Annotated in this window: 14 protein-coding genes; 9 read left to right on the top strand and 5 right to left on the bottom strand. The window is 71.9% G+C overall.

Features of this window, described 5'->3' with window-relative positions; translation table 11 throughout:
- The first annotated feature begins 22 nt into the window (after positions 1-22).
- Positions 23-439, top strand: coding sequence for a hypothetical protein (locus tag AB0G14_RS02555; protein ID WP_357692958.1), 417 nt, complete (start codon positions 23-25; stop codon positions 437-439).
- On the opposite strand, the gene AB0G14_RS02550 is transcribed toward AB0G14_RS02555, so the two are convergent.
- Positions 430-693, bottom strand: a complete 264-nt coding sequence (locus AB0G14_RS02550; protein WP_357692956.1) for a hypothetical protein — start codon at positions 691-693, stop codon at positions 430-432. The genes AB0G14_RS02555 and AB0G14_RS02550 overlap by 10 nt on opposite strands.
- Before the next feature lie 3 nt (positions 694-696).
- Between AB0G14_RS02550 and AB0G14_RS02545 the strand changes: the two genes are divergently transcribed.
- The 7 genes from AB0G14_RS02545 (at position 697) to AB0G14_RS02515 (ending at position 8,218) form a co-directional block, all read left to right on the top strand.
- On the top strand, positions 697-1,398 hold the full coding sequence (locus tag AB0G14_RS02545; RefSeq protein ID WP_357692954.1) for a hypothetical protein: 702 nt from the start codon (positions 697-699) through the stop codon (positions 1,396-1,398).
- 164 nt (positions 1,399-1,562) lie between these two features.
- Positions 1,563-1,934 (top strand): metalloregulator ArsR/SmtB family transcription factor, encoded by a 372-nt coding sequence (locus tag AB0G14_RS02540; RefSeq protein WP_357692952.1) that lies wholly within the window; start codon positions 1,563-1,565, stop codon positions 1,932-1,934.
- Positions 1,935-2,111: 177 nt separating this feature from the next.
- On the top strand, positions 2,112-2,270 hold the full coding sequence (locus AB0G14_RS02535) for a hypothetical protein (protein WP_357458072.1): 159 nt from the start codon (positions 2,112-2,114) through the stop codon (positions 2,268-2,270).
- 619 nt (positions 2,271-2,889) lie between these two features.
- Positions 2,890-3,084: a hypothetical protein gene (locus tag AB0G14_RS02530; protein ID WP_357692950.1), complete on the top strand. Its 195-nt coding sequence runs from the start codon at positions 2,890-2,892 to the stop codon at positions 3,082-3,084.
- 430 nt (positions 3,085-3,514) lie between these two features.
- Positions 3,515-6,514 carry a family 16 glycoside hydrolase gene (locus tag AB0G14_RS02525; RefSeq protein ID WP_357692948.1) on the top strand — a complete coding sequence of 1,000 codons (3,000 nt, stop codon included), beginning with the start codon at positions 3,515-3,517 and terminating at the stop codon, positions 6,512-6,514.
- Positions 6,515-6,864: 350 nt separating this feature from the next.
- Positions 6,865-7,236, top strand: coding sequence for a hypothetical protein (locus AB0G14_RS02520; protein WP_357692946.1), 372 nt, complete (start codon positions 6,865-6,867; stop codon positions 7,234-7,236).
- A gap of 16 nt (positions 7,237-7,252) precedes the next feature.
- Positions 7,253-8,218, top strand: coding sequence for an HAD-IC family P-type ATPase (locus tag AB0G14_RS02515; protein WP_357692944.1), 966 nt, complete (start codon positions 7,253-7,255; stop codon positions 8,216-8,218).
- Positions 8,219-8,332: 114 nt separating this feature from the next.
- Here AB0G14_RS02515 and AB0G14_RS02510 read toward each other — a convergent pair whose 3' ends face one another.
- Both AB0G14_RS02510 and eccB read right to left on the bottom strand, forming a co-directional pair.
- Positions 8,333-8,983 (bottom strand): response regulator transcription factor, encoded by a 651-nt coding sequence (locus AB0G14_RS02510; RefSeq protein WP_357692942.1) that lies wholly within the window; start codon positions 8,981-8,983, stop codon positions 8,333-8,335.
- Positions 8,980-10,422: a type VII secretion protein EccB gene (eccB, locus tag AB0G14_RS02505; protein WP_357692940.1), complete on the bottom strand. Its 1,443-nt coding sequence runs from the start codon at positions 10,420-10,422 to the stop codon at positions 8,980-8,982. Before eccB ends, AB0G14_RS02510 begins: the two co-directional genes overlap by 4 nt.
- Before the next feature lie 164 nt (positions 10,423-10,586).
- Here eccB and AB0G14_RS02500 point away from each other — a divergent pair, with 164 nt between their 5' ends.
- Positions 10,587-11,627, top strand: coding sequence for a type VII secretion protein EccE (locus AB0G14_RS02500; protein WP_357692938.1), 1,041 nt, complete (start codon positions 10,587-10,589; stop codon positions 11,625-11,627).
- Here the strand turns inward: AB0G14_RS02500 and eccD are convergent.
- Together eccD and AB0G14_RS02490 are read right to left on the bottom strand one after the other, a co-directional pair.
- On the bottom strand, positions 11,624-12,973 hold the full coding sequence (eccD, locus tag AB0G14_RS02495) for a type VII secretion integral membrane protein EccD (protein ID WP_357693056.1): 1,350 nt from the start codon (positions 12,971-12,973) through the stop codon (positions 11,624-11,626). The two genes, AB0G14_RS02500 and eccD, sit on opposite strands and share 4 nt — an antisense overlap.
- 29 nt (positions 12,974-13,002) lie before the next feature.
- The gene (locus tag AB0G14_RS02490; RefSeq protein WP_357692936.1) at positions 13,003-13,305 is read right to left on the bottom strand and encodes a YbaB/EbfC family nucleoid-associated protein; all 303 of its coding nucleotides are present in this window, start codon (positions 13,303-13,305) and stop codon (positions 13,003-13,005) included.
- Positions 13,306-13,308 lie beyond the last annotated feature (3 nt).

Below are 13,308 nucleotides of genomic sequence, written 5' to 3'. Positions count from 1 at the left end.
TCACGGTCTCCCGAGATGTCGGGTGAGCGAGACAAAGGAACCGACTGCTGTCTCGGGCACCGTCGCCACCGACCCCGACCCCGACCGCCACCCCTGTCCGCTGCCGGCCGACGAGGCCGAGCGGATGGACCCGCTTGGGCGGATAGCGGGCGGCAGCCGCCGCCCACGCGACCGATTGCCGCAGAAGGGAGCCGACATGGGGCTGATCCACGCGTGGCGTATGCAAAAGCTCGTCTCGGACGCCAGAACCGCCTTCAACCAGGGCGATGTCACGTTCAGTGCCGGCTTCGACATCGATACCCGCCGCAGAGTGTCGATGAAACACATCCGCAAGGAGATCGACTTGATCATCAACGCCGTGGAGCCGATCGGCTGGCAGTGTGTCAGCGTTGAGCCGTTCTTCGCATCGGTCGAGATTGACTTCGTCCGTCAGCCCTGAGCGTCGGAAGGATTCTCAGCGGCGAGCACCCAGGCCCGATGCCAACCCCCGGCCGAAACGCCAGCCGCGCAAGCCAGGCGGACCAGGTAGCACCAGGAGTCGCTGACCTCGCCCGCGAACGCACGACCGTCGCGGTCGTACCGGTGATCGCCGACGACGCGGTAGGTGGTGGTCAGCCCGTCCTCGTGGAAGGTGGCGGTGCCGACGGTCGCTCCGATCACGCGCAGCGGCCCGGTGCCGTAGCGGTTGGACAACTGGTGGGCCCGGGCGGGGTCGGCAAGACCCGGCTGACGTGCGTGGTGGCCGCGGCGGCGGCGCGGTCGTTCCCGCTCGGCACGGCGTTCGTCGATCTCGTACCGGTCCGGGACGACTTCGTGGCCCGGGCCGTGGCGACCGCGCTCGGGGTCACCGAACGGGCGCAGCAGCCACTGCTGGCCGCGATCGCGGAACGCCTCGGCCAAGGCCGCACCCTGCTCATGCTGGACAACTGCGAGCACCTGCTCGACCCGGTGGCCGGCTTCGTCGAGCGGATCCTCTCGGCCTGCCCGGACACGACCGTCCTGGCCACCAGTCGGGAGCGGCTCGCCGTACCCGGCGAACAGGTCGTCCCGGTGGCCCCGCTGCCGCCGACGACCGACGCGGTGGCCCTGTTCCACGACCGGGCCCGGGCGTTCGACCCGGACTTCAGCGCGGACCCGGCGCTCGTCGCCGAACTCTGCACCCGGCTCGGCGAGGCGGCGGCGCTGACCGAGCGCGCCTTCGGCGACTACCCGCAGAGCAGGTACGAGCCGTACGCCCGGGCCGCCGCGGCCGAACTCGCCGTCGTCGCCGGACTGCCGGACGCGGCCGAACGCCTCGCCACGGCGGCGGTGTGCGCGGAGAACGACTGGGCGGTGACCTGCCTCACCCGCGCGGCCGGGCGGTGGCGGGTCGATCGGCGTGCCCCAGCCGCACGGTGACCGCCACCATGACGCTCCCTGACGGTGCCTGAGGGCGTCTACTCGTCGCCCGGGGCACGGCACACTCGCCGCCCCGCCCCCAGCGTCCGTCGCAACCGGTCCCGCGACCGCCATCGGGGGACTGATCGCCGTTCCGCCGGCCTGTCGGGGGTGTTGGTGGAACGATGGAAGGCGTGGGAACTGCGAAAACTGCCATGCCTGCTGTCTCGCCGCTTACTGGTGAGCCGATCAAGCGTGCCGATGCCGAGCGGCTCGCGGGAGTGCTGAAGGCATTCGCCGACCCGGCCCGACTGCGACTGCTCAGTCTGATCCAGTCCGCTCCGGAGGGCGAGGCGTCCGTCAGTGACCTCACCGCGCCGCTCGATCTCTCCCAGCCGACCGTGAGTCATCACCTTCGGATCCTCACCGAGGCCGGCCTGCTCGAGCGCGAGAAGCGCGGCGTCTGGGCGTACTACCGCCTGGTGCCGTCCGCGATCGCGGCGATAGCCGAACTGTTGACGCCGCCCCGCAAGCGGGCGACGAAGAAGGCCCGCTGAGCGGCGCTGTCGAGGACCGCGCCGTCGTAGAGCGCTGGCAGGACGATCCGGCGGCATCACCCCTCACCTCGTGGCAGCGCACCGACTGAGGATCGTTTACCCACGGCCGACCCGGGAAGACGACGAGCGGAGTGGCGCGCGGAGCCGCCCGCGCCACCGCACCACGGGGAGGCCGACATGGGTGACCGGGAACGGCTGCACGAACTCCGCCAGCAGGCGCACAACGCGGGCATCGAGGGTAACTCCAAGATGACCGAGGAGCAGCTGCGCGAGGCACTGCGGAGAGTCGGCAAGGGCGAACAGCCGCAGATGGCCAAACACCAGGCCAAGCGGTGACAGACGCGAACGGTGCCGGCACCCGTTGAGAGGCGGGCCGGCACCGCTCGCGGTTCTCAACTGATCGTTTTTCCGGGTTGCCTGCCGCCCTACCCGAAAACTCCCGACACACACCTCACCGGCCACCCTCGGCATGGTGCGGGCACGGCGGGCAACGCCCCCAGTCGGTCAATACGGGCGTTCGAAACAGCATGACCTGCCCGGTGGGCCCATGACCCAGCACCCGCCCCACCCGGACGGCGCCCATCCGTCGCGGCAGCAACGTGAAGACGACGGCCGGCTCGACACCTGGCCCGCCCCGCGTGCCGCCTGCGGCACCGGCGTGGTCGCCGCCGCAGTCCGTGGCTCCCGTTCGGCCGGCTGCTCGCCGGCCTCTGGTCCGGCTCGCCGTCGTCACCGTGACGATGGTTCCTTTCAGCCGAACGCGACGAGGATCAGGCCGGGCGACCCTGCGGTTTTGGACGCAGCCAGGCCACCCGGCCAGTAGCTGGTCCGTGAAAGCCGGACCTGCGGACGGCCCAGGACGGCCGGCGGCCGTTCGCAGGGCAGGCCGCAAGCGCCGAGGAGTGGTTCACGGAGCCGGACCGCCCTCATGCCCGACTTCCGGTACGGTCCCGCCGTGGACCTTCGATCTCGGCGGGCTGCCAGCACGCGAGTAGTAGGCACTACCGCACTGCTGTCGGGCCTGCTGATCTCCGTGCTCACGATCTCCGGCGACTCGGGGATGACCGAGCCGCACTTCCTCGCCGGGCTCCTTGTCCTCACAGGCATCGGACTGCGCCTTGAGGCCGCGATCACGGCGCCCAGGGCGTAGCGCGAGCCCGGTTGGCCGCGAGCGGCCGATGCCGCGGAGGCCGCCAGCGGGCCGAGTGCGGCCAGCTGCGCCGCGCTCGCGCGGCGCCTTGATCCCGGAAAGACCGCTTCGGCGATGGCGGCGTGGGCCTTCTGTCGGTGTCCGGGACGCCGGAGAAGTTCCGTTGAATGAGCGACGCCGCACTCCTGCGCGCGGCCCTGCGGCAACTGTGGGGCACCCAGGTCACGGCCACCCTGTCGAGCTGCAACCAGGACCCGATGATCACGCCTGAGGCCGACTTTCACATCCTCCATTCAAAAGTTCCGATAGATCGATGGAAAGCGATAACGTCACCCATCGATCTTTTGTCTCGCGGGAGCGTATCGACCGGTCCAGGGGAGAGAAGTTGCACGGCTCTTGCCGCACGGGAGCCGCACCACCAGGAGGAACCATGACCGCACCGAAACAACGGCGGCGTCGGGCCGCACTCGCGGCCGCAGCTGCCGCTGTGGCGACCCTGCTCGCAGCGGCCCCCGTCACCCCGGCCACAGCCGCACCCGCCACCGCCGATGTCCCGCCGCAGGAACCAGGCGTCACCCTGCGCTCGTACGACATGGGTGCCCCGCTGTCGGCGCTGTGCACCCTGAAGCCCGCGCAGACGCCGAACGTCGACAAGCTCATGCCGCAGATCAACTGGAGCGCCACGGACGAGTTCGGCCTGTCCGACCGGTTCATCAGCCACGTGATCGCCAACCTCGCCGTGCCCACCGACGGTGACTACGCGTTCCGGCTCACCAGCGACGACGGGTCACGCCTGACGATCGGCGACCAGCTCGTCGTCGACCACGACGGCCTGCACGGCGAGACCTCCCGGGAGGGATCGGTCACCTTGAGCGCCGGCCTGCACCCGTTGTTCGTCGAGTTCTTCGACAACGGCGGCGGCCAGGTGTTGCGGCTCGAGTGGCGGCGCCCCGGCGCCGACGGCTTCGAGCTCGTGCCGACCTCCGCGCTGAGCACCGACGCAGGCGTCGTGCGCGTCACCGCCCCTGGCTGGAAGTACTGCGAGGGGGCAACCGACTCGGCCGGCGACGGCCTGCCCCTCGACCGGGTGCACCCGGGGTACACCCTCACCGACCTGCGTCCCGAGGGCTTCCAGCCGCAGGTCACCGGCATGGACTTCATGCCCGACGGGGACCTGGTCATCTCCACCTGGGGCGGCACCGACAACACGACCGGCGAGGTCTACGTGGTCGAGGGCGTCACCGGGAAGAGCGGCCCCGAGCAGGTGACCTACCGCAAGTTCGCGGAGGGGCTGCGCGAACCCCAGGGGGTGGCGGTGGTCGACGGGACCGTCTACGTCAGCCAGAAGCACGAGCTGACGGCCCTGCGCGACACCGACGGCGACGGCGTCGCGGATGACCACCGGACGGTTGCGACCTGGCCGTGGGGCCGGAACTTCCACGAGTTCGCGTTCGGCCTGCTCCACCGGGACGGGTACTTCTATCTCAACCTGTCGGTTGCCATCAACTATGGTGGCGCCACCACAGTGCCCCAGCCCGCGCCGAACCGCGGCACCTCGATCAAGGTGAACGCCGCGACGGGCGAGATCACGTATGTCGCCGGAGGGCTGCGCACTCCGAACGGGATCGGTTGGGGTCCACGCGGCGAGGTCTTTGTCACGGACAACCAGGGGGGCTGGCTGCCGGCGTCCAAGCTGGTCGAGATCCAGCAGGGAGCGTTCTACAACCACTACACGACGCCCACGGGTCGGTTCGACGACAAGCCGGTGACGCGTCCCGTCGTCTGGCTTCCGCAGAACGAGATCGGAAACTCACCGTCCACCCCCGTGCTGTTGAAGCAGGGCCCGTACGCGGGGCAGTTGGTCGTCGGTGACGTGACCTACGGCGGCCTGCAGCGGGTGTTCCTCGAGAAGGTCGAGGGGCAGTACCAGGGCGCGGTGTTCCGGCACACGCAGGGACTGGAGTCCGGCATCAACGAGGTGACCCTCGGCCCCGACGGCGCGCTCTACGTGGGAGGCCTGGGCGCCGGCGGCAACTGGGGCCAGGAGGGCAAGCTGACGTACGGCCTGCAGAAGCTCACGCCCAACGGCACCGCGGTCTTCGAGGTCAAGCAGATGCGCGCGTCGCATGTCGGGTTCGAGCTGGAGTACACCAAGCCGCTGTCGATCGAGACCGCACAGAAGCTCGCCGACGCGTACCAGGTGACGCAGTGGCGCTACGGTGCGACGAGCCAGTACGGCGGGCCCAAGCTCGAACTGGAGACGCTCAGGGTGACCAAGGCCGAGCTGTCGGCCGACGGCCGCACCGTCAAGCTGCGGATCCCGGGCCTGAAGGAGAACCGCGTGGTGCACGTGCGCTCCCCGCGTCCGTTCTCCTCCACCGGCGGGGAGGAACTGTGGAACACTGAGGCCTGGTACACGCTCAACGAGATCCCGGGCCGGGTGGTGCAGCCGCAGACCTTCTTCGAGGCCGAGGAGGGCCGCACGGTCGCTGTGGGCATGGCGACCGACCACGCCGCCTACTCCGGCGCCGGCTTCGCTGCCGGGTTCGCCCAGAACGGCTCGTCGACCAGCATCTCCGTCGACGTGCGGGAGAGCGGGACGTACGACCTGGCGATGCGCTACAGCAACGGCCCGAACCCCTACTCGGGTGAGAAGCAGCTGAGCCTGTACGTCAACGGTGAACGGGTGGGGCAGACGGTCTTTCCCTCCACGGTGACCTGGAAGGAGTGGGGCACCGTCACCACCGCCGTACATCTGAACAAGGGTCGCAACCTGGTCGAGTACCGCAAGGAGGCCGCGGACTCCGGGCACGTGAACCTCGACGTGCTCGCCGTCCGGCCGCACGGCGAGCGCATCACGCTGTTCAACGGTGGAGAGCTCACCGAGTGGCAACACAGCGACGGGCGCGAACCCGGATGGACGGTCGCCGACGGCGCCATGACGGTGCACAACGGGGACCTGCGCACGGTGCAGGCCTTCGGCGACTTCCGCCTGCACGTCGAGTTCAACCTGCCGCTGTACCCGCCGGACGTGACCGGCCAGGCACGCGCCAACAGCGGCGTGTACCTACAGGATCGCTACGAGATCCAGGTGCTGGACTCGTTCGGCATCGACCCGCCGCAGATCAACGACGCCGCGGCCATCTACAACCAGAAGGCCCCCGACGTGAACGCGGCGCTGCCGCCACAGACCTGGCAGACGTACGACATCGTCTACCGGCAGGCCCGCTACGACGCGGCCGGCAACAAGGTCCAGAACGCGCGCGTCACCGTCGTGGGGAACGGCGTCACGGTGCACGACGACGTCGAGATCCTCGGCCCGACAGGTGGCAACCGGCCGGAGGGCCCGGCGACGGGCGCGATCCGGTTGCAGGACCACGGCAACCCCGTCCAATACCGCAACATCTGGATCGAGCCGCTCGGCCTGTAGTCGGCCGGAACGCGGACGGCCGGGACCGGTTCGCCGGCCCGGCCGCCGCCTGGCGGCCGCAGCAGCCACCCCGAGACGTGAGGCGTTGCCTTCCGGACACTCCCGGGAACGGGTGGTGAACGGATCGCATTTCGATGTGGGGATGTCTGGTCACATCGCTTCCCAAGCGGCGACAGCCGACAACGGTCGTGCAACATTGTCCTGCCGGTGGCCGGATGCCGCTGGAGGATCGAAGGATCGCTCCAAGCCGCGAAGACCTGCCGCGGACCGGAATTCGGGTCCGCCGTTCGGCTCGCGGGGCGCGCCGATAGGGCCAGCGAGCCTCGGCCGATTTCTGTATGGTGCCCGCCATGATCCGCACGCCCACATTTACCGCCGCCGCTGCCATACTGCTCGCCCTGACCGGATGCGGCGAAGACGGAGACAGCAGCACCTCTCCTGCGTCGGCACCGACCACGCCCGCCCTGCTTGCCTGCAGCGACCTCTTCAAGCCAGGTCAGAAGATCGAGCAAGCGGAGGCCGAACGCGGATGTCTCGACCGTGCTGGCGGCGTCCAGGTCGTCGGGGGGTTCCGCTGCGACGACGGCCGCGACCTGTGGGTGATGGACTCCTCGACGGGCGCGCCGGCCGGATGGGGGTTCGGTGACGGCGAGTTCGTTGCGGTGCAGGACGCGACGAGCGAATCCGGCTTCCAGAAGGCATACCAGACCTGCAAGCCGTAGCACCGCAAGCAGCACCATGCATCCGCTGACCGAGGGCGTCACCGCCATGGTGACGCCCTCGGCACCCTGGTGGCGCTACTTGCTGCTGTCCATCGACCAGCAGCTGGTGCCCGGTCGGGCCGGCGGGCGGGCTGGACGGAGCTCGTCTGAGCATCCCCTCGCCCGCGCTGTGGTCGCAGCCGCCCGCGATGCGCAGCTCCCGCTACCCCCGTCGGACGCCTTCACCTCGACTCCCGGGCGCGGCGTCACCGCCCACGTCGATGGCTACCAGGTCGACGTCGGCAGCCCCGTCGGACTCCTCGAGAGCCATGACGACCCACTACGCGCCATCGTCGACGAGCTGGAGCAGGCGGGTCGAACAGCGGTCATGGTCCAGGTCGATGGCGAACCGGTCGGCGTGTTGGGCCTCGCCGACAAGCTCCGCGCAGACGCCGCCGCAACGGTCGCGCAACTCACCGTTGTGACCGGAGCGCGCCCGCTGCTCCTGACCGGCGACAACGAACGCGCCGCCCGACGGCTCGCCGCCGAGGTCGGCATCACCGACGTTCGCGCCGGCCTGCTCCCCCAGGACAAGGTCACCGCGGTGCGCGAACTGGAAAACCACGGGGACCGCGTGATCCTGGTGGGCGACGGCGTCAACGACGCCCCCGCCCTGGCCGCCGCCCACGCCGGCGTCGCCATGGGACGCGCCGGCGCCGACCTCGCGCTCGACACCGCCGACACCGTCATCACCCGCGACGAACTCGCCACCCTGCCCGCCGTCATCCAACTGGCCCGCCGCGCCCGCCGGCTCGTCATCGCGAACCTCGCCATCGCCGGAACCTTCATCGCCGTCCTGGTCGCCTGGGACCTCATCGGCACCCTGCCCCTGCCGCTCGGCGTGGCCGGCCATGAAGGCTCCACCATCATCGTCGGCCTCAACGGACTCCGCCTGCTCCGCCGCGCCGCCTGGGATCGGGCAGCAACCCCAGCAGCACCATGAGAAGAGGCAACTGGCCGGGACCGGAGGACGCCCACCGCCCGACACGCCCGCAGCGTCAGGCGGGACGTCCGCCACCGATCACCCACCGCACCGCGCGGATGGTCAACCGCACCGTCAGCGGTTCTGTGCAGGTGCGGCGATACCCTCCTCGATCGCCAGCCGGGTCAGCTCTGGCCGCCGACGACGCCCCGTCTTCTCCCGGATCCGGTCGAGGTGGGATCGGACGGTACGGACGCTGATCGCCAACGCCTCCGCGATGTCCTGGTCCCGTTCGCCGGCTGCCAGCAGCGACAGCACCTGACGTTCCCGGTCGGACAACGGCACCCGGTACAGCGGCTGTCGTCCCCGGGAGGAGTCCAGCAGGATCGAGGCCAGGGTCGGCGACACGTAGGTGTTGCCGGCGGCGATCTCCCGTACCGCCCGGAGGATCTCGTCGGCATCGGCGTCCTTGGTCAGGTAGCCACGGGCCCCGGCGGCGATCGCCCCGAGCACGTCGGACTGGTCACCGTGCGCGGACACCACCAAGACCCGGTGGCCCATCCCGGTGACCGCGACCACCGCCGCCGCGTCGCGTACCCCCGGCAACCGCAGATCGAGGATCGCCACTCCCCCGCCGGGCTGCCGGTACGCCGCGAACTCCTCCACCGACTTGGCGGTCACCCTGACCTGGACATCCGGTGCGTCCCCGAGCGCCCGGACCAGCGCGGCCCGATAGAGGGGGTGGTCCTCCACCACCGACACCTCGATCGTCGGCACGCCGGTCACCGGGGCTCCCCCGCGCCGGTGGCCGGGGTGGTGACGCCCGGCGTGGCTGGCCGTCGGGCGGCGGCCGGGTCCAGCACGGGGCCGACGGGGAACAGCGCCAGCACGGTCGGTGGCACCGGCGTGGGCCGAACCGTCCCGTACCCGAGCGCCTTGAGCGCGTCGCCGTCCGGTACCGGATACCGTACGCCCTGGTCGGTGAGGAGGAAGACGGTGCCGAGGGCAGCCTGCGGCGTCGGTCGCTCGCGCACCACCGCGGCCCGGCCGGCCGGTACGAACACTCTGTCGGCTCGCGTGCCACCGCCCGCTGCCAACGGCTCCGCCCCGGCCGGCACACCGGTGGCGGCGCCCAGCCTGACCACCGCCCGATCGCCGTCCACCGTCGCACACACCGCGGCCCCTTCCTGGGGCGCCTCGGCCGGCGGGGCGAGTCGGGCCGGATAGTCGGCGGCCTTACCGGCCACCGGCCGCGACTGCGCCACGTCGGCGGGCGTCACCGGAATCTCGCGCGCCGCGCCACCCGGGTAGGCCGCGCGGTTGGCCGGATTGCCGAGCACCAGCGCCGCCTCGGTCTGTCCGATCGGCAGCAGCCCGTCGGCGTGGACCAGGTAGTAGCGGGGTTCGGTGCCGACGGTCGTGGCGGCGAGCACCTGGCCGACCCGGGTGCTCTGGTCACCGATCCGGGGCCCGGCGGCGCCTACCCCCGCCACCGTGATCAGTCGCAGGTCCGGGCCAGCGATCACCGCGCTCAGCCAGGCCGCGCTGACCGGCAGCGGGCGTACCGCGTCGTAGCCGAGGGCCACCGCCGTGGCGGAGTCGGTGATCCGGTGCCGGCGACCGGCCACCAACGCGTGCTCGGTGCCGTCCGGGCCGGCGACCAGCAACGCGGTCGCCGCGTCCACCTCGATGCCCACCGGCGGAACCCCGGCCAGCGCCGTGGTGACCGGCGCGGTGCCCGCCGGCCGACCGTCGGCGGTCTGCGCACAGACGGTGAACGGCCCGGTCGTCAGCCGATCCCGGCCCGGCAACGACGGCGGCGCACCGGGTATCCCGAGCGGGACGCCGCGCGGCGCACGCGCCAACGACTTGCTCGACACCCGGCTGGTGGCGGTGCCGTCACCGCCCGCGAGCAGCCGCGCGGAGGCGTAGTTGAGCATCGGGTGCAGCAGCCCGTCCGCGCCCATCACGTACGCCGCTCCGGTGTCCTTGTCGATCACCACCTGGCCGGGCTTGCGCCAGTCGGTGTTCGCCCCGGGCCGCAGAAAGCCGTACACACCGAAGCCGGCGGTCACCAGCAGGGCGACCGCCGCGCCGAGCGCACACCCGATGACCAGACGGCGACTCGGCGACACCGGGTGGTTGGCGTCACCGACCTGTAGCGCCGAGACGAGCCGGCGGCGAAGGAACTGGTACGCCTGTAGTTGGTCCCGCTGTGTCCACATCAGTTCGTCCCCGCCATGGTGCGGTGCACGCCCGGTGCACTAGAACTACGGATACAAGGTACGGATCGCCGACGAGATCGAGCCCAAGGAGCCGAGCCATGCCGCCAGCCGCACCGGCCACCGCACCGCCCCTCGATTCCACACGGCAGCGGAGTGCGCCGCCGATGCCCGTACCACCGGTGGGACCGCGCGCACTGCGCGGGCTCGGCGTCGGCCGCCTGATGCTCTGGCAGAGCGCGGTGCTGGGTGCGGTCGCGGCCGGCGGGCCGTCCGGTGCGGTCGGCGGCACCCTCACCGGGGTGGCGGCGGGCGTGGTGCTCGCTACCGGGGTGCGCTGGCGCGGCCGGTGGCTGTCCGACTGGGTGGTGGTCCGGCACCGCTTCCGGCGCCGCGCCGGGCATGCCCTGCCGGCCCTGCCCGGCCTGCGGACCCGGACCGACGCGGACCGGGCGGGTAACCGGATCGGACTGGCCGGTGACGGCACTTCGTGGAGCGCGCTGCTGCGCGTCGAACCCGACGGTGACCTCGACGACCTGCTGCGCCGGCTCTTGTCCCGCTACGACGACCCCGATCTGCCGCTGGCCGGCGCGCAACTGGTCGACTGGACCTCGCCCGGCACCGGCAACGCGGCGCGCTGGATCGCCATCCGGCTCGACCCCGAGACGGCCACCCGGGCGGTACGGGCCCGCGGCGGCGGCCGGATCGGTGCGGTACGTGCCGCGGGCACCGCCGCGCTGCGGCTCGCCGCCGAGCTGCGCGCCGGCGGGCACCAGGTCACCGCGCTCGACGGTGGTCAACTGCGCGACGCGTGGGCCGCCGTGCTCGGTGTCGATCCGCGGCGCGCGGACGATCCGGGCACCGAGACCTGGCACTACTGGTCGCTGGGCATGCTGCACCAGGTCTGCTTCCGGCCACGCCGAGCCGCCCGGAGCCTGAGCGAGGTAGCCACGCTGCTTCGCCGGCACGCCGGCACACCGGCGCTGGTCAGTGCCGTGTCGGTACGGTGGGACCGGCAACGCGGCGGCGGTACCCGCAGCACCGCGCTGATCCGGCTCGGGGTGCCCGCCGGACCAGCCCGGGAGGCGGTCGCCGAGGCGGTCGGGAAGGCCACCGCCGGCTTCGACCGGGACCTGGTCCCACTGGACGGGGCGCATGCCGAGGCGGCCTGGGCCACGCTGCCGCTGGCTGGCCTGCCAGTGGGTTAGCCGCCCCATGCGCGTGCCGCGCCGTAGATGTCGAGCACCGCGCCCGCCACCGGCACCAGACTGACCAGCGCCAGGAACTCGACCACGTCGAGCAGCCGGCCCCAGTACGGCGACGGTGTCTTGGCGGCGGCCCGGACCGCGTACGTCCCGCAGACCACTCCGGTCACCAGGAGCAGGCCGGCGAGGAGCAACCGCGTTCCGGGGCCGCCGGCCAGGCTGGCCCGAGCCGTCAGGCCGAGCACCGACGCGGCACCGGCCAGCAACAGGGCGGCCCGTTGGCCGACGCCGACGTAGGCTCGGGCGCGGAGCAACAGCGCCACGCCGGCCAGACCGGCCAGCGCCCACGCCCAGCGACCACCGCTCCACAGGAGTATCCCGGCGCAACCGGCCACGATGACCGCCAAGCCGCAGAGCAGACCGGTCAGGATCCGTTCGGCGGCCTCGGTGTCCGCGACCACCTCGGGTCCGAGCGTGGGCCGCTCGTCCCCGCGGAACGCCTCCATGTCGGTCGGCACCCCGGGCAGCGGCAGCCGGCCGAGCCGAAGCGCGAGCATCGGCAGCGCCGGACTGGCCACCACGGCCACGCAACAGGTGACCGCCGCGACCGAAGCGGGTGAGGAGGCGGTGAGCAGGTCGGCGAGCGCGCCGAGACTACCCACCGCGGCAGCCACCGCGGCGGCGGCGAACCGCTGCTCCGCCACCACCACGGCGGCCACCGCCGTGTAGAGAGTGGCCGCCGCGCCGGCCAGCGCCAGTCGACTCGCGGTCAGCTCCATCGCCGCGCCCAGGCCACCGATCGCCGCCAGCCCGCCGATCATCGCGGCCGGTACGCCACCGGCGGCCACCGCCGCGCCTAGACCTCGCTCGCCGAACGCCCGCGACAACGCTCCGCTGGCGAGCAGCAGTATCAGGGCCAGGATGCCGGAAAGCAGCGCCACGGTCGACGCGGCGAGCCCGCTGAAGCCGACCGCGACCGCGACCGCGGTGAAGGCCAGCGCGGCGACCGCACCGCCGACCTTTCGGGACGCCGCCGCCCGCCACACTCCGGGCCGGTCCGCGGCGGCGCTCGCGATGGCGTCCACCACGTCGTCGAAGAGCATCGGGGTGGCCCGTCGGTCGACCGTGTCCAGGTAGAGCACCTCGCCGTCGCGCACCCCGGCGCCGCTGACGGTGACCGCAGCGTCCAACGGCGGCCCACCGAAGCGACGCAGTTCCCAGCCGACCCCGCCGGCCCGATCGGCCCGGTCGGCGTTGGTGGCCAGCAGCCGGACCAGTTGCGGAAGCAGCTCCGCCACCGTGCTCTGCATCGGCAACGACACGTCGAGACGGGCGTGGGGGGCTACCACGGTGACCCGCCGAGGGGCAACCGCAGTGGTCACTGTTGCGCCTCGCCGAGCAGCGGGGCGTACCTCGCCTCGTTGGCCGCCGCCAGCTTGGCCAGGCCGTCGTTCACCGCCTCCAGCACGAGTTGACCGAGGGTGTGCGCGTCGTAGCGACGCAACACCTGCGGGTCGATGGTCACCTCGGTGAACCGGCCGTCACCCTTGAGCTTCACGGTGACGTCGCCGTTGCCGGCGTACGCGGTCAGCTCCATGGTCGCCACCGAGCGCTGAATCTCCTCGATCCGCTGTTGCTGCTCACGCACCTGGGCGAGCAGATCCTCGATCGCCGGTTCCATCTG

Origin of the sequence: Micromonospora sp. NPDC023814 (genome assembly GCF_040639595.1) — a bacterium.
GTDB lineage: Bacteria > Actinomycetota > Actinomycetes > Mycobacteriales > Micromonosporaceae > Micromonospora.
This window is presented reverse-complemented; position numbering and strand designations above follow the sequence as displayed.

Bases quoted from the DNA above. Each gene is read 5' to 3' on its own strand.
- AB0G14_RS02520 (WP_357692946.1), top strand. From the start codon at position 6,865: ATGATCCGCACGCCCACATTTACCGCCGCCGCTGCCATACTGCTCGCC.
- AB0G14_RS02490 (WP_357692936.1), bottom strand. From the start codon at position 13,305: ATGGAACCGGCGATCGAGGATCTGCTCGCCCAGGTGCGTGAGCAGCAA.
- AB0G14_RS02515 (WP_357692944.1), top strand. From the start codon at position 7,253: ATGCATCCGCTGACCGAGGGCGTCACCGCCATGGTGACGCCCTCGGCA.
- AB0G14_RS02540 (WP_357692952.1), top strand. From the start codon at position 1,563: ATGGAAGGCGTGGGAACTGCGAAAACTGCCATGCCTGCTGTCTCGCCG.
- AB0G14_RS02535 (WP_357458072.1), top strand. From the start codon at position 2,112: ATGGGTGACCGGGAACGGCTGCACGAACTCCGCCAGCAGGCGCACAAC.
- eccB (WP_357692940.1), bottom strand. From the start codon at position 10,422: ATGTGGACACAGCGGGACCAACTACAGGCGTACCAGTTCCTTCGCCGC.
- AB0G14_RS02500 (WP_357692938.1), top strand. From the start codon at position 10,587: ATGCCCGTACCACCGGTGGGACCGCGCGCACTGCGCGGGCTCGGCGTC.
- AB0G14_RS02525 (WP_357692948.1), top strand. From the start codon at position 3,515: ATGACCGCACCGAAACAACGGCGGCGTCGGGCCGCACTCGCGGCCGCA.